General features: G+C 49.1%; 16 protein-coding genes and 1 riboswitch. Of the genes, 10 read left to right on the top strand and 6 right to left on the bottom strand.

All coding sequences use genetic code 11. The features are described from left to right. Positions 1 to 23 precede the first annotated feature (23 nt). The 5 genes from H3001_RS04555 (at position 24) to proC (ending at position 5,053) form a co-directional block, all read left to right on the top strand. Entirely contained in the window at positions 24 to 590 is a 567-nt protein-coding gene (locus tag H3001_RS04555) for a GNAT family N-acetyltransferase (protein WP_181214191.1), read from the top strand. A 67-nt stretch (positions 591 to 657) separates the two neighbouring features. Continuing rightward, the gene (locus H3001_RS04560) at positions 658 to 1,866 is read left to right on the top strand and encodes an argininosuccinate synthase (RefSeq protein ID WP_178244130.1); all 1,209 of its coding nucleotides are present in this window, start codon (positions 658 to 660) and stop codon (positions 1,864 to 1,866) included. Between the two features lie 18 nt (positions 1,867 to 1,884). Beyond that, on the top strand, positions 1,885 to 2,853 hold the full coding sequence (argC, locus tag H3001_RS04565) for an N-acetyl-gamma-glutamyl-phosphate reductase (protein ID WP_178244129.1): 969 nt from the start codon (positions 1,885 to 1,887) through the stop codon (positions 2,851 to 2,853). A 16-nt stretch (positions 2,854 to 2,869) separates the two neighbouring features. After that, on the top strand, positions 2,870 to 3,994 hold the full coding sequence (locus H3001_RS04570) for an aspartate aminotransferase family protein (RefSeq protein ID WP_181214192.1): 1,125 nt from the start codon (positions 2,870 to 2,872) through the stop codon (positions 3,992 to 3,994). A gap of 288 nt (positions 3,995 to 4,282) precedes the next feature. After that, on the top strand, positions 4,283 to 5,053 hold the full coding sequence (gene proC, locus H3001_RS04575; RefSeq protein WP_178244127.1) for a pyrroline-5-carboxylate reductase: 771 nt from the start codon (positions 4,283 to 4,285) through the stop codon (positions 5,051 to 5,053). Between the two features lie 175 nt (positions 5,054 to 5,228). Here the strand turns inward: proC and H3001_RS04580 are convergent, their stop codons facing one another. Next, positions 5,229 to 6,578: an MATE family efflux transporter gene (locus H3001_RS04580; RefSeq protein ID WP_178244126.1), complete on the bottom strand. Its 1,350-nt coding sequence runs from the start codon at positions 6,576 to 6,578 to the stop codon at positions 5,229 to 5,231. 161 nt (positions 6,579 to 6,739) lie between these two features. Here H3001_RS04580 and H3001_RS04585 point away from each other — a divergent pair, with 161 nt between their 5' ends. After that, positions 6,740 to 7,318 carry a superoxide dismutase gene (locus H3001_RS04585; RefSeq protein ID WP_181214193.1) on the top strand — a complete coding sequence of 193 codons (579 nt, stop codon included), beginning with the start codon at positions 6,740 to 6,742 and terminating at the stop codon, positions 7,316 to 7,318. A gap of 186 nt (positions 7,319 to 7,504) precedes the next feature. Here H3001_RS04585 and H3001_RS04590 read toward each other — a convergent pair whose 3' ends face one another. Together H3001_RS04590 and H3001_RS04595 are read right to left on the bottom strand one after the other, a co-directional pair. After that, complete coding sequence (locus tag H3001_RS04590; RefSeq protein ID WP_181214194.1) at positions 7,505 to 8,206, bottom strand: hypothetical protein; 702 nt, start codon at positions 8,204 to 8,206, stop codon at positions 7,505 to 7,507. 4 nt (positions 8,207 to 8,210) lie between these two features. Then, entirely contained in the window at positions 8,211 to 9,050 is an 840-nt protein-coding gene (locus H3001_RS04595; protein WP_178244123.1) for an outer membrane protein assembly factor BamD, read from the bottom strand. 107 nt (positions 9,051 to 9,157) lie between these two features. On the opposite strand from H3001_RS04595, the gene H3001_RS04600 reads away from it, so the two are divergent. From H3001_RS04600 to H3001_RS04615, 4 genes are all read left to right on the top strand, one after another. Then, on the top strand, positions 9,158 to 10,588 hold the full coding sequence (locus H3001_RS04600; protein ID WP_181214195.1) for a CCA tRNA nucleotidyltransferase: 1,431 nt from the start codon (positions 9,158 to 9,160) through the stop codon (positions 10,586 to 10,588). A gap of 270 nt (positions 10,589 to 10,858) precedes the next feature. Then, positions 10,859 to 11,043: riboswitch (cobalamin riboswitch) on the top strand. A gap of 30 nt (positions 11,044 to 11,073) precedes the next feature. Next, a complete protein-coding gene (locus H3001_RS04605; RefSeq protein ID WP_181214196.1) occupies positions 11,074 to 13,461 on the top strand; it encodes an anaerobic ribonucleoside triphosphate reductase in 2,388 nt (795 codons plus the stop codon). A gap of 18 nt (positions 13,462 to 13,479) precedes the next feature. Continuing rightward, positions 13,480 to 13,944 carry an anaerobic ribonucleoside-triphosphate reductase activating protein gene (gene nrdG / locus H3001_RS04610; protein ID WP_178244120.1) on the top strand — a complete coding sequence of 155 codons (465 nt, stop codon included), beginning with the start codon at positions 13,480 to 13,482 and terminating at the stop codon, positions 13,942 to 13,944. A 1,043-nt stretch (positions 13,945 to 14,987) separates the two neighbouring features. Continuing rightward, positions 14,988 to 18,059, top strand: coding sequence for a DUF6250 domain-containing protein (locus tag H3001_RS04615; protein ID WP_219915838.1), 3,072 nt, complete (start codon positions 14,988 to 14,990; stop codon positions 18,057 to 18,059). A gap of 145 nt (positions 18,060 to 18,204) precedes the next feature. Here H3001_RS04615 and H3001_RS04620 read toward each other — a convergent pair whose 3' ends face one another. The 3 genes from H3001_RS04620 to H3001_RS04630 all read right to left on the bottom strand — a co-directional run bounded on the left by H3001_RS04620 (position 18,205) and on the right by H3001_RS04630 (position 21,298). After that, complete coding sequence (locus H3001_RS04620; protein WP_178244119.1) at positions 18,205 to 19,536, bottom strand: nucleobase:cation symporter-2 family protein; 1,332 nt, start codon at positions 19,534 to 19,536, stop codon at positions 18,205 to 18,207. A 105-nt stretch (positions 19,537 to 19,641) separates the two neighbouring features. Then, positions 19,642 to 20,211, bottom strand: coding sequence for a xanthine phosphoribosyltransferase (gene xpt, locus H3001_RS04625; protein WP_178244118.1), 570 nt, complete (start codon positions 20,209 to 20,211; stop codon positions 19,642 to 19,644). A gap of 112 nt (positions 20,212 to 20,323) precedes the next feature. Continuing rightward, a complete protein-coding gene (locus tag H3001_RS04630; protein WP_181214197.1) occupies positions 20,324 to 21,298 on the bottom strand; it encodes a fimbrillin family protein in 975 nt (324 codons plus the stop codon). Positions 21,299 to 21,308 lie beyond the last annotated feature (10 nt).

The following is a 21,308-nucleotide window of genomic DNA, read 5'->3' on the forward strand; positions in this document are numbered from 1 at the left end:
CAAGATCAAGATACAGACAAAAAATGGACACCAAACAAATTGACGTAATGGTAGCCGACGCCTCACACGAGGTATATGTTGACACAATTCTTGATACCATCCGCGAGGCAGCCAAAGTACGTGGAACAGGTATCGCCGAACGTACACACGAATACGTAGCCACCAAAATGAAGGAAGGAAAAGCCATCATCGCGCTCTGTGGAGATGAATTTGCAGGCTTTACCTACATCGAATCATGGGGGAACAAACAATATGTGGCCACTTCCGGACTGATTGTACATCCCGAATACCGGGGATGCGGACTGGCCAAGCGAATCAAGCATGCATCTTTTACCTTGTCACGCCTGCGATGGCCGAAAGCCAAGATATTCAGTCTGACTTCGGGAGCTGCAGTCATGAAAATGAATACGGAACTGGGATACGTACCGGTTACATTCAACGAACTGACAGACGACGAGGCCTTCTGGAAAGGATGTGAAGGATGCATCAACCACGAAATCCTGGTCGCTAAAAAGCGCAAATTCTGTATCTGTACCGCCATGCTTTACGATCCGGCCTTACATACAGACGATAAAATAAACAATTTCTGATGACATATATACCTTAATATATATAGACACAGAAATATTCCGCAAAACTCATAATAAAAATATAACCATGGAAGAAAAGAAGAAAGTAGTCGTTGCATTCAGCGGCGGATTAGATACCTCATTTACCGTTATGTATCTGGCAAAAGAAAAAGGATACGAAGTGTACGCAGCCTGTGCCAACACCGGGGGATTCAGCCCTGAACAGTTGAAGCAGAACGAAGAAAATGCCTACAAGCTGGGAGCTGTAAAATATGTGACTCTGGACGTTACTCAGGAATATTATGAAAAGAGCCTGAAATACATGGTATTCGGAAACGTACTGCGCAACGGAACCTATCCGATTTCCGTAAGTTCGGAACGTATCTTCCAGGCACTGGCCATCGCACGGTATGCCAATGAGATCGGTGCCCATGCCATTGCACACGGTTCTACCGGAGCCGGCAACGACCAGGTACGCTTCGACATGACTTTCCTGGTCATGGCACCGGGAGTGGAAATCATCACCCTGACACGCGACATGGCGCTGAGCCGTGACTATGAAATCAATTACCTGAAGGAACACGGTTTTGAAGCAGATTTCACCAAACTGAAATATTCATACAACGTAGGTATCTGGGGTACTTCTATCTGTGGTGGAGAAATCCTGGATTCTACCCAGGGACTTCCTGAAAGCGCTTATCTGAAGCAGGTAAGCAAGACCGGAAGCGAACTGCTGAAACTGGAATTTAAAAAAGGAGAACTGTATGCGGTCAACGGAGAGGTCTTCGAGGATAAGATCAAGGCCATCCAGAAGGTGGAAGAAATCGGAGCCGCTTACGGTATCGGCCGTGACATGCATGTAGGAGATACCATCATCGGTATCAAGGGAAGAGTCGGTTTCGAAGCGGCTGCTCCTATGCTGATCATCGGTGCGCACAAGTTCCTCGAAAAATATACCCTGAGCAAATGGCAGCAATACTGGAAAGACCAGGTAGCCAACTGGTACGGTATGTTCTTGCACGAAAGCCAGTATCTGGAACCGGTGATGCGTGACATCGAAGCCATGCTGCAGGAATCACAGCGCAATGTCAACGGTACTGCCATACTGGAACTTCGTCCGTACAGCTTCGCAACGGTGGGAGTTGACTCAAAAGACGACCTGGTGAAGAACAAATTCGGGGAATACGGAGAAATGCAGAAAGGATGGACAGCCGAAGATGCGAAAGGCTTCATCAAGGTACTTTCTACCCCGCTTCGCGCTTATTATGCGAACCACAAAGACGAAGAAAATATTTAAAAGACAAAGACTCAATTCATGATTAAAGCAGGAATCGTAGGAGGGGCAGGATATACGGCAGGCGAACTGATTCGCCTGCTGATCAATCACCCCGATGTAGAGATAAAATTCATCAACAGTTCCAGCAACGCTGGAAATAAGATTACAGACGTACACGAAGGTCTGTACGGAGAAACCGACCTGGTATTTACCGACGAACTTCCTCTGGAAAGCATCGACGTATTGTTTTTCTGTACGGCACATGGAGACACAAAAAAATTCATGGAAAGTCATGAGATTCCGGAAGACCTGAAGATCATCGACCTGTCTATGGATTACCGTATCAAGAGCGAGGAACACGACTTTGTATATGGTTTGCCTGAACTGAACCGCAGAACCATCTGCCAGAGCAAGCACGTAGCGAACCCGGGATGTTTTGCGACTTGTATCCAACTGGGACTGCTTCCGCTGGCAAAGCATCTGCTGCTGAACAACGACATCATGGTGAATGCCATCACCGGAAGTACGGGAGCCGGAGTTAAACCGGGAGCTACCTCGCACTTCAGCTGGAGAAACAACAACATGAGCATTTACAAACCGTTTTCTCATCAGCACGTACCCGAAATCAAACAGTCACTGAAGCAGTTGCAGCAGAGTTTCGATGCCGAAATCGACTTTATCCCGTACCGGGGAGACTTCGCACGGGGTATCTTTGCTACCATCGTTGTCAAAACGAAGGTCGAACTGCCGGAAATTGTCAAGATCTACGAGGATTATTACGCCAAAGATTCATTTACGCACATTGTGGAGAAGAACATTGACCTCAAACAGGTGGTCAATACCAACAAGTGCCTGATTCACCTGGAAAAACACGGAGACAAACTGCTCATTGTTTCCTGCATCGACAACCTGCTGAAAGGGGCCAGCGGACAGGCCGTGCACAACATGAATCTGATGTTCAACCTGGAAGAAACAGTGGGACTGACACTCAAGCCTTCTGCCTTCTGATATTATGCAGTAAACTATGAAACTATTTGATGTATATCCATTGTTCGATGTGAACATCGTACGTGGAAAAGGATGTCATGTATGGGATGACAAAGGAACCGAATACTTGGATCTTTACGGCGGACATGCGGTCATCTCTATCGGACATGCACATCCGCACTATGTGGAAGCCCTGAGCAAACAGGTTGCCACACTGGGATTTTATTCCAATTCGGTCATCAACAAGCTGCAGCAGGAAGTAGCCGACCGCATGGGAGAACTCTGCGGATACGATGACTATCAGCTGTTTCTGATCAACTCGGGAGCCGAGGCCAATGAAAATGCCTTGAAACTGGCGTCTTTCCATAACCAGCGTACCCGGGTGGTTTCTTTTGCGAAGGCTTTTCACGGACGTACCTCACTGGCAGTTGAGGTGACGGATAATCCGAAGATCATTGCTCCGGTCAATGCCAATAACCACGTGACTTATCTGCCGTTGAATGACACCGAGGCCATGAAGGCTGAACTCGGAAAAGGGGATGTCTGTGCAGTCATCATAGAAGGCATACAGGGCGTTGGCGGCATCCAGCTGCCGACTACCGAATTCATGCAGGCCCTCCGCCAGGAATGTGACAAGACCGGTACCGTACTGATTCTCGATGAAATCCAGTCGGGATACGGAAGAAGCGGTAAGTTCTTCGCTCACCAGTACAACGGCATCCGCCCGGACATGATTACCATGGCCAAAGGCATTGCCAACGGTTTCCCGATGGGAGGGGTACTGATCAGTCCGAAGTTCACTCCGGTTTACGGTCAGCTCGGAACCACCTTCGGAGGCAACCACCTGGCTTGCGCCGCTGCCATTGCCGTACTGGATGTCATGAAGAGCGAGCACCTGGTAGAGAATGCCGCAACGGTAGGCGCTCACTTGTTGGAAGAACTCACTCATTTCAAACAGATCAAGGAAGTCAGAGGAAGAGGTCTGATGATCGGTATGGAATTTGAAGAGCCAGTCAAGGAAATCAGAAAACGCCTCCTCTTCGAACAGAAAGTCTTTACGGGAGTCAGCGGAACCAACGTAATCCGTCTGCTTCCTCCTCTCTGTCTGTCTCAGGCAGAAGCCGATGAATTCCTGGAACGCCTGCATCGGGTTCTCTGCTGATAGCTGCAGCCGGCTGACGAGCAGTTGAAGAGGCTTTTTCCCGAAAGGAAAGGCAGGTATCAGAAAAAAACAGTTGAAAGCACATATAAACAACCGGCAAGGCCGTGATTTCCTCATCTCATTAGGAATCACGGCCTTACTTTTATCCCCCAGCCTTGTTGACCTGTTAATAACTTGCCCTCTTCCTCAATGTCTTCCTCTTTTTCAAAACCGGCAAAATAAGAAGTACAAAATAGGATTCTTTCTTTTTTAATTATAACTTTGTATATCACATTAATCTGACGAATTATGAAAATAGCAATCATCGGAGCCGGAAATATGGGAGGTGCCATTGCCCGCGGACTTGCCCGGGGACACTATATACAGGCACAGGATATCATTGTGACGAATCCCAGCAACGAGAAACTGGAGCGGCTGAAAGCCGAATATCCGGATATTCACACCAGCAACTGCAACAAAGATGCTGCAGAAGCTGACATTGTAATCATTGCGGTAAAACCCTGGAAAGTAGAAGAAGTCTTAAAGCCGTTGCGGTTGCGCCAGCCACAGATACTGGTTTCGGTTGCCGCCGGACTGACCTTCGAGGACCTGGCTCATTTTGTGGATCCGGAAATGCCTATCTTCCGCGTCATCCCGAATACGGCCATTTCGGAATGTGCCAGCATGACCTTAATCGCCCGAAGAAACGCCACGGAACAGCAGACCCAGATTATGATGACGCTGTTCAATGAGATGGGACGCTCCATGCTGATAGAGGAAAAACTCTTTGCTGCGGGTACCTCACTGGCTTCGTGCGGCATTGCATACGTAATGAAGTACGTGCAGGCTGCCATGCAGGCAGGTATAGAAGCCGGCTTACGCCCCAAAGATGCAATGACGCTGGTAGCACAGACCCTGGAAGGAAGTGCCCGGTTGTTGCTGCAGCACGAGCAGACACACCCGGCTCTGGAAATTGAAAAGGTAACCACCCCGGGAGGAATTACCATCAAGGGCCTCAACGAACTGGAAATTTCCGGTTTCAGCGCAGCCATCATCAAGGCACTGAAGGCCAGCATGTAAGTTACAGGAAAGCATTCAACAGCAAACCGTATGCTACATAATAAGCATCGCCCTGCCGTACTCCTACAGAGAGAATAGCAGGGCGATGCTTGTAAACAAGTATGTCCGTTCAAAGAAAACCTCCTCCCGCACACACCAGTCCCTTTTACCGGTTTGTTCCGGCTGTATTCGCTGATTATTTCACAAATCCCTTTTTGGCCCATTTCAAGCTGCCCCATCTCCGGACAAAAATGAGGGCCCGGATATTCTCATCCAGCAGGAAGGCACACCACATGCCTATCAGTCCCCATCCCCAGTAGATACCCAGCAGATAACTGAGCCCTACCGAAACCGTCCACTGCACCACCAGTCCCACATAGAAGGGGAAGTTCACGTCACCGGCAGCGCGCAGGGCATTCGTGGCATAAATATTGACGGCCCTGCCGATTTCCACGGCAATATCCACCACCATAATCGTTACCCCCATACGGATAATCTCCTCGTTATCGGTCAGCAACGAAAAGATGGTATGTCCGCACACGGCCCAGATGCACGACAGGACAAGGGATACAAGGATGGAAAGCCGCATGACATACCGTCCCAGCAGATAAGCCGCATGAATCCGTTTCTGCCCTACCAGGTGTCCGATACTGATGGCACCTCCCTGGGCCATCGCTATGGCAAACAAATACACAAACATTACGATGTTCACCGTATAGGTACGGGTTGCCAGGGCATTGTTGCCCAATATATTGATGAGATACGTAATCACCACCTGTGAAAAACTGTAGGAAAGGTTCTCTCCGGCCGAAGGCAGACCCACTTTCAGCAAGTTCTTCAGTTCGATCCAGGGGAAAGGACGGAAGTATTTCAAGGGGAAACGCGAGATGTGTTTCCGGAACAAAATCACAAACAGTACCACCATGCTGACACCTCGTGCCACCGAAGTGGAAATAGCCGCTCCCTCGGCACCCAGTTCGGGGAAACCGAACTTACCGAAGATCAGTGAGTAATTACCGATGATATTCATAATGTTCACCAAGACCGTCACCATCATCGGATAAATCGCCTTATTGGCACTGCGCAACGAGGCAGAGACTGTCAGTGAAAGGGCCTGGAAAAAGGCGAAGGCACCCACAATCTCCATGTAGCCGATACCGTATTTCAGCAGTTCCGGACGCAGTCCCATCCAGCCCAGCAGGGTTTCCGCACCAAAATGAAGAATGGCACTGACCACCAGTCCGACCACCAGGTTCAGCAGCAAAGATACTCCTACCACCTGAATCATGTTTTTATAAAGCTTTCCTCCCAGGTACTGCGAGCACAGCACCGAAGTTCCGATGTTAATCACCTCGAATACCAGAAAAGCAAACATGACAATCTGGTTGACTACACCTACCGCCGCCACACTTTCGTCGGAATACTGGCTCAGCATGATGGTGTCTACTGCTCCCAGCATCATAATCAGCAGGGTCTCAATGAATATCGGAATGACCAGACGGGTCAGTTCCTTACGAATATTTGTCTGATGAATTACCTGTTCCACAATCTTTCCCCTTTTTTCGGCTGCAAAGTTACCATTTTTCCAAGAAACCCGGATTGACCTATGTCATCGTTTCAGGAGGTTTGAAAAAGAAAATCAGGCGTTTGGAAAAATATTTGCCTAAAAATGCGTATCTTGCATCTGTAAACTAAAAAACAAATACTATGACACATCTTATGCCTCAACTTCCGTATGCTCACGAGACACTGGCTCCTCACATGAGCAAGGAAACCATTGATTTTCATTACGGGAAACACCTGCAAACCTATGTGGATAATCTGAACCGGCTGATTACCGGCACTCCGTACGAAAACGCATCGCTGGAGGAAATCGTAATGACTGCCGAAGGGCCGCTGTACAACAACGCTGCCCAGACCTGGAATCATACCTTCTTCTTCGAGGCACTGACACCGGCTCAGGGAAACCTGCCAGAGGCACTGGAAGCCCGACTGACAGCGGCTTTCGGCAGTGTGGCCGACTTCAAAAAGCAGTTTACACAGGCTGCCATGGGCGTTTTCGGTTCGGGATGGGTCTGGCTGACTGCCGACGCTGAAGGACATCTGTCCATTACGGCAGAACCCAATGCCGGCAACCCCATGCGAAAACAGTTGAAACCGCTGCTGGTCATCGACGTATGGGAGCATGCTTACTACATCGACTACCGGAACCGAAGGGCTGATTTTATTGAAGCTTTCTGGAAACTGGTCGACTGGAACAAGGTGGCAGAAAGACTTGCACTATGATCCGGGCGGGGCTTCCCCGTTCTATCCTCAGGAATTCACCCTGAACACGTAAAGAACCTGATACACATTGAATAAAAAGAAAGGGTACGCACCGTCATACAGGATGCGCACCCTTTCTGTCATGATATACTTTTATTCTGTCTTCAGCAGATACTGCCTGTCTCCTCCCCTTCTATCTGCCCATTCTCAGAAAGTGACTCCAAAAATCATGCGGGCCATCTCCGTATTCGGGTTAAAGACCAGCTTGGCAAACAGCGGCAAGGAATATCCGGAAGCAAAATGAATCTCCTTGGTAGCCTTTACACTCAACAGCGATACGGCAAATCCTTCCGAACCGTTGTTATAGAAATCCGTCGTCCAGGGCACCGCTCCGGCCTCCGCCTCCCATTCCAGTCCTCCCAGTCTGAACGGGACTCTCAGGGAAAAGAAAGAAGAATACGCCCGGTTGCCTTCCAGGTTTACCCCGTCATATCCGGCAAAGTTCGTATACCAGTTCACATCCAGAAAACCGAAATCATATCCTACCTGCGCCTCAAACGTATGGCCGGTATTCGTCGAGCCGAAATGAAAGAACCCACTGGTACCGTCGAGCCAATAATCCGTCACCGAAACAGAAAAGCCCTTTTCACTTTCATATCCCAGCGTCAGGTCGATTTCAGGTGTATTCTCCCTCTCAAAACCGGCATTTCCCCATGCAGCCAGATAAAATCCTTTCCACGAAAGCGTCAGTTCCGGCTGGATACTCACCCCCTTCGGCTCCTGCGCTCTCCACACATTGACACTGACCACATCGGCCTTCAATTCCACCTCCGGCTTCTCCTGAGCCATTGCGGGCATTATGCTACCTGTTCCGGCCAGCATCCCTACTGCTAAAAAGAATGTTCTCATCAGTCTACTGCGGGTCCTCCATGTGTTTGGCTTCTTCCATCTTTCTCTTGACGAACTGAATCTTCAGGTTCGCCTCCTTCTGTTCCTTCCGGATTTCTTCCATGGCCGACAATACACGGGCCAGTTCGGAAATAGCCACTACCGCCTTCACATCGTTCGGCTGCATCACCGTACGGTAATTGCGGTCGCCCAGGAATTCCAGCTGGATTCTTTTCTTGTCCTGATTGGAAACAATGAATGCAGCTACACCGCCGTCGTTTCCGACTTTGTAATCCGCCTTTTCGATGGCACGTCCCAGGTCGGTAGTCTCATAACTGTCGGGGGAAGCAGGAGTCTCGGCAAACATGTCTCCGTCTGTACTGACCTTCACTGCAGTATGATGAATGTTTCCGCCGGCACAATAGATGGAAGTCAGCGACATCTCCCCTATCTCATTGACCTGTGCACGGAGGAAAGAACGTCCGATGTTCTTTTCCACCACCTGAGTCGGGTAAAAATAATTACCGATTTCCTGATAAGCCGTATCCTTCTCCAATACGAACTGCCCTTTCAGCTCATCAAAAGCAGCCTTTTTCACCTGCATCATACTGTCCAGATAGACCAGCGTCTTCTGCTGCTCGCTCAGATCAATCTGCTGCATCAGACGGATACCGGCCTTGCGCACCTCGAATGCCTCGGGATAAAAATTCCGGATACTGTCAATCCGCAGTTTGGCCAGGCTGAAATCACCTGAAGCATAAGCGGTTTCTGCACGCTGCAGCACCTCCGCAGCCTGCTTCTCGTCTCCATTGCAACCGGTCAGCACGGTTGCCAAAGCCAATAAGGCCCATAATATTCTCTTCATAATTCTCTTCTTTGATTTAAAGAACAAAAATACAATTAAATCAACTCATACTCCTTAAAGCTCCCCTTTTTTTTGTAATTTTGCATCCCAATTTAGAAAAATTCAAAATGGAACTGAAAGAACACTTTACTGGCAAGATATTCAAACTGATCTCAGAAACCGCCGATGAGCTGGGGCTGGAATGTTATGTAGTGGGAGGATACGTAAGGGACATTTTCCTGAACCGCCCATCGAAAGACATTGATGTAGTAGTAGTAGGAAGCGGGATAGAAATAGCCGAAGCGTTCGGAAAGAAACTAGGACGGGCTGCACACGTTTCCATTTTCAAGAACTTCGGTACCGCACAGGTGAAGTACCACGATACGGAAGTCGAATTTGTAGGAGCCCGCAAGGAATCGTACAGTCATGACAGCCGGAAACCCGTGGTTGAAAACGGTACACTGGAAGACGACCAGAATCGGCGTGATTTTACCATCAATGCCATGGCTGTCTGCCTGAACAAAGAACGCTATGGAGAGCTGGTAGACCCGTTCGGGGGACTTGAGGACCTCAAGGAGCGTATCATACGCACCCCGCTCGACCCGGATATCACCTTCAGTGATGACCCGCTGCGCATGATGCGCTGCATCCGGTTTGCCACACAGCTGAATTTCTATATCGAAGACGAAACCTTCAATGCCCTGGAAAGAAACCGGGAACGGATCGGCATCATCTCCCACGAGCGGATTGCGGACGAGCTGAACAAGATCCTGCTGTCGCCGGTACCTTCGAAAGGATTCATCGACCTGGACCGCTGCGGACTGCTTGCCCTGATTTTCCCCGAACTGGTGGCACTTCAGGGAGTGGAGGTCAGAAACGGCAGAGGGCATAAAGACAATTTCTACCACACCCTCGAGGTGGTGGACAATATCGCCAAGGTAACCGACAACCTCTGGTTGCGCTGGGCTACCCTGCTCCACGACATCGGCAAGCCGCGCACCAAGCGCTGGGAGCCCCGTGCAGGATGGACCTTCCACAACCACAACTTTATCGGCGAGAAAATGATTCCGGAAATCTTCCGGAAGATGAAATTGCCGATGAACGAAAAGATGAAATACGTACAGAAGCTGGTCGGCCTGCACATGCGTCCTATCGTGATAGCCGACGATGTAGTCACCGATTCGGCAGTCCGCCGCCTGCTGTTTGAGGCCGGAGATGACATCGACGACCTGATGTCACTGTGCGAGGCAGACATCACTTCGAAGAACGAAGCCCGGAAGCAGCGTTTCCTGGACAATTTCAAACTGGTGCGCCAGAAGCTGAAGGACCTGGAAGAAAAAGACCGCATCCGCAACTTCCAGCCACCGGTAGACGGGGCGGAAATCATGCAGGTCTTCAACTTGCAGCCCTGCCGTGAAATAGGCAGCCTGAAGAGCTCCATCAAAGATGCCATTCTGGACGGAGTAATTCCCAACGAACACGACGCGGCCTTTGCCTTCATGCTGCAGAAAGCCGCCCAGATGGGACTGAAACCGGTGAACCTGCCCAAGCAGGAATAACCGCCACGAAATATCCTTCATGGAAAGCAATCTCACCCTTGCTTTCCATGAATTTTTCCTTAAAAACTGCCCTAAAACATTGCTCTATATTATCTATCTGATGTCATAAGAAAGTTTTCATATTTTCCAAATATAAAATCTTTTATAAATTAAAGTTCTCCAAAAACACCCTCTACAGATAGCCATAAGCAGATTTTCTTCAGAAAAAGTTATCTAATTTAGAAAACCGGGCAAAATCATCATTTTTAAAATCCTTTCCCCTTTCCTATATTTGCATCGTTTTTCAACGGTAACTATGTTTCAATAGGGAATGCTGTGAAAATCGGCAACAGTACCCGCTGCTGTGATCCTCGATGAACCGGAAAATGCAACGAGCAACCACTGTATGTCATCCATATGGGAAGGTATTCCGGGAAGAGTTCAGTCAGAAGACCTGCCAGAGAAAAACGCCAATGTCAAATGTTTAACTTACTCAATTAAAAGAAATGGACGCAACAACCACTTGCATCATTAAGCGTGACGGAAAGCGGGAAGACTTTTCGGCCTCTAAAATCAAAAATGCAATCCACAAGGCATTCGATGCTACAGGTATCAGCAATTCGGACAGTGTAATCAATGCCATTACCCTGCGCGTGATTTCACACATCACCCAACCGACCATCGGGGTGGAGGAAATTCAGGACCTGGTAGAAACCGAACTGATGAAAACGCAGCCGGAGGTAGCCAAGAAGTACATCATCTACCGCCAGTGGAGAAATACAGAAAGAGACAGAAAGACTCAGATGAAGCATATCATGGACGGTATTGTGGCCATCGACAAAAACGATGTCAACCTGAGCAATGCCAACATGTCGAGTCATACACCTGCCGGACAGATGATGACCTTTGCTTCGGAGGTGACAAAAGACTATACTTACAAGTATCTGCTGCCGAAGCAGTATGCCGAGGCGCATCAGATGGGGGATATCCACATCCACGACCTGGATTATTATCCTACCAAGACCACAACTTGTATCCAGTACGACCTGGACGACCTGTTCGAACGGGGATTCCATACCAAGAACGGCAGCATCCGCACACCGCAGTCTATCCAGAGTTATGCGACGCTGGCTACCATCATCTTCCAGACCAATCAGAACGAACAGCACGGGGGACAGGCCATTCCGGCTTTCGACTTCTTCATGGCAAAGGGAGTACTGAAAAGTTTCCAGAAGGCCATCGTATCCATCCTTTCTTTCCTGCAGGAGATGAAAGACTGCCTCATCGACGAGAAAAAGGTACTGGATATTACACGAAATACGATCCGCTCCATCAAGCCGGCCCAGGAAGCACAGAGCGAGTTTCTGACTGCCCTCCGGGAAAACGGCATCGAGCTCAGTGAGAACGAACTGACACACATCCTGCATAAGGCTTATCTGCAGGTTCAGAAAGATACCCACCAGGCTATGGAGGGATTCATACACAACCTGAACACCATGCACTCGCGCGGAGGTAACCAGGTGGTATTCAGCTCCATCAATTACGGTACCGATACCTCGGCCGAAGGACGTATGGTCATCGAGGAACTGCTGAAGGCAACCATCGAAGGACTGGGAGCCCGGGGAGAAGTTCCGGTATTCCCGATTCAGATCTTCAAGATCAAGGACGGGGTATCTTATTCGGAAAACGATTTCCAGAAGACCATGGCGCATTTCGAAGACGCTCTCGAAGGAAAGATTGAGTTCGAGGCTCCGAACTTCGACTTGTTCCTGAAGGCTTGCCGCACGACTGCCAAAGCCCTGTTCCCGAATTTCATGTTCCTGGATACACCGTTCAACCAGAACGAGAAATGGGATGCGAACGACCCGAAGCGCTACCGTTACGAACTGGCTACGATGGGATGCCGCACACGTGTGTTCGAAAACCTCAACGGAGAAAAGACTTCGCTCGGACGAGGCAACCTGTCATTTACGACCATGAACCTGCCAAGACTGGCCATTGAGGCCCGTATCAAGGCAGAGAACATGCACGAGGACGGAAATCCGGACGCTATCGAACGGACGGCTAAGAAGGAATTCCTCGAATCGGTACACCGCATGGCTGAGTTTATCGGAGAACAGTTGTATACCCGCTACCAGTACCAGCGGACGGCACTTGCCCGCCAGTTCCCCTTTATGATGAGCAACAATGTATGGAAGGGAGGCGACCAGCTGAACCCGAACGAAGAAGTGGGCGACGTACTGAAGCAGGGTACCCTGGGCATCGGCTTCATCGGCGGACACAATGCTATGGTAGCCCTGTATGGTGAAGGACACGGACACAACCAGAAGGCGTGGGATACCCTTTACGAGGCAGTGCAAGAGATGAACAAGGTGGTTGCCGAACTCAAGCAGAAGTATCACCTGAATTATTCGGTACTGGCCACTCCGGCCGAAGGCCTGTCCGGACGCTTTACCCGGATGGACAAACGGAAATACGGCATCATACCGGGAGTGACCGACCGGGACTATTATGTCAACTCCTTCCATGTAGACGTAAAGGAACCGATTACCATTGTCGAAAAGATCAAGCGCGAGGCTCCGTTCCATGCCATTACCCTGGGCGGACACATTACATATGTAGAGCTCGACGGGGAAGCACAGAAGAACATCAAGGCCATCGCGAAAATCGTGAAGGTGATGCACGACGAGGGCATCGGATACGGTTCCATCAACCATCCGGTGGATACCTGCCACAACTGTGGATACAAAGGGGTCATCTACGACAAATGTCCGATATGCAACAGCGAGAACATCCTCCGTATGCGACGCATCACCGGATACCTGACCGGCGACCTGAGCAGCTGGAACTCTGCGAAGCGTGCGGAAGAAAGAGACCGGGTTAAACATGGATAATTTTTAATATTCATACACTTGTTACATTATTTATATACATATCCGGAAACCATTGTGGACGGTGACGGAATCCGTTTTTCCATCTACCTGGCAGGGTGCAGGCATCACTGCCGGGGATGCCACAATCCGGAATCGTGGAATCCGGCTGCCGGGCATCCGGTGACCGATGAGGTCGTGGAGCAATGGATTTCGGAAATCAACCGGAACCCGTTGCTGGACGGCATCACCTTTTCGGGAGGAGATCCTTTCTATAACCCCGAAGAATTTCTGGCGCTGATACGGAAAATCAGTGAGGCAACGCGACAGCCTGTCTGGTGCTATACCGGATACACCTACGAGGAGTTGCTGGCCGACCCGCTGCGGTCTCCCATTTTAACATATATCGACGTACTGGTGGACGGGAAATTCGAACAGGCGCTCTACTCCCCTCTTCTGGAGTTCCGGGGAAGCAGCAACCAGCGTATTTTGCATCTTAAGAAATAGCGATATGTTAAATTCAAGTTCCTCACCCCGGATATAGTTAACAAAAACGCAACTTAATCTACAAAATCAGGTAGAATGTTTAAAAGCTGTTATCGCACACAGCAAAAAACGCCCCTTTTCTTGATATAAATCATGAAAAGGGGCGTTTTTGATAAAAACCCGGTGCATAGTATTGTCAGTTAACGAAAAAGCCATACCTTTGCAGTGTAGTTGTGAAACTAGAAAGACAAAAACAATAAGATTTATAGAAAAACATACGAATTAAGGTAATTTAAGGTATTAGTAAAAGGTAAAAAAGCAATTTAGATTAAGGTATTAGATTTTTGATAAGGTATTAGATTTGAATTTTAGTTTTAAGGTATTAGTAAAAAGGTAATTGTTTTCAGGGATAAGTTTTTGATAGGTTAACAGGAATTGCTTTTAAGGTAAAAGAAAGAAAGAAGGATAACAGGATGAGATGAAGATGCAAGAACCCTTAAATGGGGGTTCTTAGGGAAACCGGCGGTATTCAGATAGTTGAATATTCGCTTTTTTTGTTTTATGGCGGTACCCTTCCCCGGAAATTCCCTGCCTCTTGCCGAAACGGCTTCGTACCCGTACTCTTTTCCACATGGATGGCATTCTGCGTGATTGCCTCACCCGATTCACTGTCATTTTCAGTATAAATGTTTTTTTGAGAAGTCTCCGGCACCCCGGCCTCTCCCACTGGATTTTCCTCCGTTCCCTGCCATACAATACATAAACATGCAAGGCCCTTCCACTTCATCCGGCCTCCGGCGCAGGATCTCTTTCCGACAAGCGTATATTTTATCTTCCCTCACTAAATGTTCGTAACAGCCCCTCGAGGTGCCAGCCGACCTGCGCACGCGGGTCATACAACCTCCGCATGCAGGTTGTACAACCCACGTACGGAAGTTGTACCACTCCGGTACGCAGGTCCGGGAACCGGTAAATAAAAAGCTAAAACCTTGCAACTATGCACAGAAAATGCGTATCTTTAATTTTGAAACTTCAATATTCACTTAATCATAATCAAAGCAAGAATGAAACAGCTGAAAAAACTATTATGGTGCATCTTACTGATCTGTAGTGTACAAGTACAGGCCACCAGCTGGAATGTATCCGAATGGACACTGGAGGATTCTTCCGGTAAAGCACGCGTAAGTGTGGAAAACGGAATCATGGATATCCTCTCTCCCGACGGACTGACACTCTGGTTCAATGAAAGGATTACGGGTAACTATGAAATCAGTTATCGTATCCGGGTAGTCATGAACAACGGGAAATACGACCGTCTGAGTGACATGAACTGTTTCTGGGGGGCCAATGACCCTGAAAATCCGGATAATATCTTTGCCAAGTCCAAACAGCGGAAGGGGCTTTTCCGCAACTACAACCACCTGAATCTTTTTTATGTGGGCTATGGAGGCAATGAGAACAAGACCACCCGCTTCCGGAAATATCATGGAGAATTCTACGGAAAGGATGAGAATAAGATAAAACCTCTCCTGAAGGAATATACCCAGATGCCTTACCTGCTCGAAGCCAACCGCTGGTACGACATCGTCATCAGTGTACACAATGACTCTACGACTTTCAGCCGTGACGGAGAAGTACTGTTTACGCATGTACTGAAGGATAAGGAAGGAGACGGACATTTTGCCATCCGCCTGTGGAAAAACCACGTGCAGTTCAGTGATTTCACCATACGCACCGGAGAGCAGGAGTTTGCCTATCAGAACTTCCGCCGGTATTACCGGGAAGCGCTGGCTTACCGGCCGGCCGAAAAGACAGAGGCACTGGCACAGCTGAGGACACATTTCAGCAAGACTCCGTTCCGGGTAGACAAGAGTTTCAAGCCGGAGAGCGCAGAGAAATATCTTTCTCTGCTGACCGAGGAAGGTACATTCAGTGACCTGGATGCCACCGAAAGACGGTTTGAACAGGAAAACCGGTATCAGCAGGGGTACCTCAATACGACGGATGACGAGGTGGGTATCTTCATCGGTCATGCACTGACCCGTCTCTATTACATCGGAGATGCTTACCGGAAGGGAAAACTGAGCCAGGAACAGGCGACGGACGAAAGGGTATGGAAGGCGATGGTGCATTACGGCAATATCGAGATTTCACGTCCGAACAACAAGCCCCGTTTCCATGCGTCGTGCTTTGCCATTCCGGCAGCTGCAGCCAATACGTATTTCACTTTCCTCAAGGAAATGGAAGAGGCTGAACAGGGAAAAGGAAGCGATGCCCAGCGGAATGCCTGCGAAATGCTGAAGGTACTGGGACTGCAGGCTTACACACAACCGTTGCGCAACGACGACACCGACCGCGACGTGGTCAGCGTGGAGCGTTTCAGAAACCACGTATGGTGGGTTGGCGGAAACGCACTGGCTTACCGCCCGCTGTTGCCGGTGGCTGCCATGTTCAGCTCCATCGAAATGATCGACCTGCTGGCCGAAGTGGCACAGCGGGGCATCAGCATGACCTCACAACTTACGTATGACGATGCCTTCTGGACCGAAGGATTTACTGCCGACGGAGCCGGATGGGGACACGGAAAGCAGTGCCTGATCTGGGGATACCCCATTGACGGTACGTTCAGCGCCCTCAATATGCTGGGCATGCTCAAGGGAACTCCGTGGGCCAAGAAACTGAGTGCGGACAACGTGAAGGCACTGATGAACTTCATGCGGGGAGGAAGCTGGTATTACTACAAAGGTTTCCGTCTGCCGGGACTGGACAGAAACTCGTATGTCTACAATCCTTCTGAAACGGCCATTCCTTACCTGAAGATGCTGAACCTGATACTGAAGGACTGGAGTACTTCGTTCAGTGAAGAAGAACTGAAGGAACTGAAGCAACTGCAGGCCGAGGCGAAGCAGAAACGGATTAATATGGAAGGATACGAGAAAGGAGTGTACAGCGGTACCCGCTGGTTCTTCAACAACGACGACCTGATGAAGAAGACTCCGGATTACCACCTGTGCATCAATATGGCTTCTTACCGTACCGACGGTCTGGAAAGTGCGGCCTTTGCCGACAACTACAACTTCTGTCCTACCGACGGAGCTACGCTCTTCCAGCGCAGCGGTGACGAGTATTTCCGTATCATGGGAGGATGGGATGTGACTGCCATTCCCGGAGTGACGGCACGCGAAGGCATGGACAAGCTGAAACCGGTCACCAACTGGAGAGGATACTGCAGCCGGTATAATTATGCTGCGGGGGCAACGAACGGTGGCGAAAATGCAGTAGCCGGATACATCTTCGACAAGATGCACGGAGGAGAAAAGGAAGCGGGAAAGAAGGGACTGGAAGAGGAAAATCCTGTATTGTACGGTGTAAAGGCTTATAAAGGATATTTCATTCTCGGCGACTACATGGTGGCTCTGGGAGCAGGCATCCACAACCGTCATCCGCAGATGGAGGGAAGCATACGGACGACCATCGACCAGACCGCCTGGGTAGCTCCGGTATCGGTAGATAAGAGTAAAGGAAGTACCATTGTAGCAGAAAACAACGAAATGAAAGTCGTGGTGGAAGGCAAGAAACTGCAGTGGATTACCCAGAAGGGTAAGTTCAGCTATGCCGGTATCCCGGGATACTGTGAGAAAGTGCATGTAGTATGCGAGAACCTGCCGGCCATGTGGAAAAAGTTCAATCCGGCCAATACCAAGAAAAAAGACCTTCCGCAGAGCCTTCCGGCATTGCGTGTCTGGATCGACCACGGACAGACTCCGGTAAACGCATCGTACGGATACGTGGTATACACCGGCAATGAATCTCCTGAGGACAAACCGGCCTTCGAGGTATTACGGAACGATACGCTGATACAGGCGGTACGCAGTGCCGACAAGACGGTGCTGGAAGCTGTCTTCTATACGGAACAGCAGGAACTGAAAGGCAAGGGATATCAGTTGAAGGTATCGGCTCCGTGTGCCGTACTGATAGAAAAGGAGAAAGAGTACCTGCAGATTACGGTAGCAGATGCACAGATGAATGCCGAATTGACACAGATTACGGTATCTTTCAACGGAAAGGACTATGAAATTCCGTTGCCGCAGGGCATGGAATGTGGTAAGCCGGGTACCATTTCAGTCAAAGAATAAGAGTTTCCGGCTGAGCAGAAGCCGGATTCTCTGTATACAGTCTGTACAAGAAGAGCCGTATCCAACTTGATTCATTCATTTCAAGTCTGGATACGGCTCTTTTTCCGATTGCAGTCGGCAATCTATATGCGACAACCGTCTTCGATTAATCTTTAATACGGATCAGCAGGTTGGCCAGGATGGCAGTCACACCTCCGGTAGTAATACCAGAAGCAAAGATATTGCGGAGCGTTTCCGGCAACTGGCACAGAATCTCAGGAACGAGTTCCACACTCAGACCGAAAGAGAAGCTCAACGCCATTACCAGCGTAGCCTTACGGTCAATCTTCTGGGCAGCGATGATACGGATTCCGGCAGCAGCCACTGTACCGAACATCAGCAGAGTAGCACCTCCCAGTACCGGTTCAGGCATCAGAGAGAAGACAAGTCCCACAGCCGGGAACAGTCCGAGCAGAATCAGGAAACCGGCAATAAAGTAACCAACGTAACGGCTGGCTACACCTGTCAGCTGAATCATTCCGTTGTTCTGTGCGAAAATCGAGTTAGGGAATGAGTTGAAGATACCGGCCAGCATAGAGTTGAAACCGTCGGCCAGGATACCTCCGGAAGCACGCTTCACGAACACTTCTCCCTCTACCGGTTCGCCGGAAATCAAGGAGTTGGCAGTGATGTCACCATAAGCCTCGATGGCAGTAATCAGGTATACCAGGGCCAGGGCAATGATGGATGAGATATCAAAAGAAAGACCGTACTTGAAAGGAATCGGAATGTTGAAGCCTCCGTAGCTCTGTACAGAAGAGAAATCAACCATGCCCAGGAACCAGGCCAGTGCATAACCGATGATCAGACCGATGACGATGGAACTCATACGCAGGTAACGGTTTGAACTGCGGTTGAAGAAAATAATCAGCACCAGTACCAGCGCAGCCAGTCCCACGTGCTGCAAGGCACCGAAGGTTCCGTTTGCCTGAGCCACGGCACCACCGCCACAGGCAGAAATACCTACCTTGATCAGACTCATACCGATCAGGGTCACCACAATACCCGATACCAGCGGAGTAATGACCTTACGGGTATATTTCAGTACGCGGCTGATGAGCATCTCCACCGAAGAAGCCACCATACAGGCTCCGAAGATAGCCGACAGTCCGCCCGTAAGTCCCGCAGAGATAATAGGACCGATAAACGAGAAGCTGGTACCCTGTATACAAAGCAGTCCGCAACCGATAGGACCTACCCTGCGGCACTGGATAAAGGTAGAAATACCCGAAGCAAACAAAGCCATGGAAACCAGGAAACCGGTTGTCTCCACATCCAGTTTCAGCGCTCCGGCAATAATGAGAGGAGGTGTGATGATGGCCACAAAGATAGCCAACAAGTGCTGCAAGGCAGCGAAAATTGTTTCTTTCAAAGGTGGACGGTCGTTCAAGCCATAAATCAATCCCGCCCCAGGATTCACATTCTGTTCTTTTTCCATTAAAACGATATATTAAACAAATAAAAAAAATTAAGAATGAAATTTGGCAGAGGCGGAAGCACCTGTTCCTGTCAATTTCATTCTTAATTTTCCATCAAACCATTATTATTCCTTTATCTTGATTTCACAGTTGTCCAGGCTTTCAATAATAGCCAGTGACTCCACGTGGATGCCGCGCTCGCGCAGGAAATCGCCTCCATGCTGGAACGACTTCTCAATCAGGAATCCCATACCTACCAGTTCGGCACCCGCCTGCTGTACCAGGTCGATAATTCCCTTTGCTGCATTTCCGTTTGCCAGGAAGTCATCGATAAACAGCACCTTGTCGCCTTCACACAGATAGTCACGGCTTACGCATACGTCATAAGAACGGTCTTTGGTAAAGGAATAGACAGTAGTGGTCAGCATATTCTCCATGGTACTGGGTTTTTTCTTCTTGGCAAAAACCACAGGCAATTCCAACAGATATCCCACCATAATGGCAGGTGCGATGCCACTGGCCTCGATCGTCAATACTTTATTAATCTTGGTACTGGCAAAGCGACGCACAAACTCCACAGCCATTGACTTCATCAGAATAGGATCCATCTGATGATTAATGAAGTTATCGACTTTCAGTATTCCTCCCTCAAAACATTTACCATCCTGTAAAATTCGTTCTTTGAGCGCCTTCATATTGTGAAAATATTTGAAAATAACATTTTTAATAAATGGCGCAAAGTTACAATTTTCCATTCAATCTAGGAATACGAAAAAAGAGATTTTCTGCAAGCGGATGGAATTATGGTCAATAAAATTTATTTTCTGTCTTTCTGGCATTGATTACAATTTCTCCCAGGTCCATACCTTCCTCCCAGTCGGCAATGGAACTTCCCTCCAGGAAAAGGTGATCCTTTTGAATTTTTACCGTGTATTTGTAGCGTTTTCCCGATTCAAAACGGACTTCCGGCGTACGGAGATCTGCGGTATACGGTGTTCCTGCGAAAACATAACTTACGCGTACCTCCAGCGACCGGCTTTGCGCAGAAGGATTAACCAGCAGCGGTACGGTGTACCCGTCTCCCTCAATTTTTCCCTGTTCTGCCTCCCAGGACACCGACCATCGGTCTGCCTGAGGATTTTCCGAAGCAGTCTCCAAAGGCTGCATCAACTGCTTTTCCAGATTGTATTCCTGTGGAGCCAGCATCCCCTCCCCTTCGACAGACAGGGCTTTCAGTACCGTTTCTTCCCCCTCCTTCCGGTCCTGAGCCTCAATAAAACGGATAACCAGCAGAGCGTATAGATGCTTGAAAGACGATTCTCCGGTAAAAGGAATCTTTCCCTGATGCGAGGTAGCATAGGAACAAGTGGTCCGTGCCGTCAGAAAATCGAAACGGCCAAGTCCCTCCCAGGTACCCGGCTGCAAAGTGAGGTCGGGCAGTGGAATACGACTTGCTGAAACCGCCTCCCGGTAAGGATAAAAAGCCGCAAACTGTAACACCGTTGTCTTATCCGGCCAGGACAACGGCACCTCCGGCTCCCAGTTGCCGTCACTCCGGTACGTCCAGCGATACGGAGTCTCTCTTTCCGGCAGAAACAGACCGATCTGATCCGACTCAGAGAAATCGGTCTTTCCTTCGTAAGTCACTGTACGCGTAGCATTTACATCTTTTATCACAGCCTGTATGCCCAGTGCAGGGAAGGCATTTTCCCCCGCATTTTCCACTTCCTGATACTGACAGGCAGTGAGCGGGAGCAAGGAGATTAACCAAAATTTTTTCATAACCTTCATT

The sequence above is a fragment of the Phocaeicola faecicola genome, from assembly GCF_013618865.1.
Classification (GTDB): domain Bacteria; phylum Bacteroidota; class Bacteroidia; order Bacteroidales; family Bacteroidaceae; genus Phocaeicola; species Phocaeicola faecicola.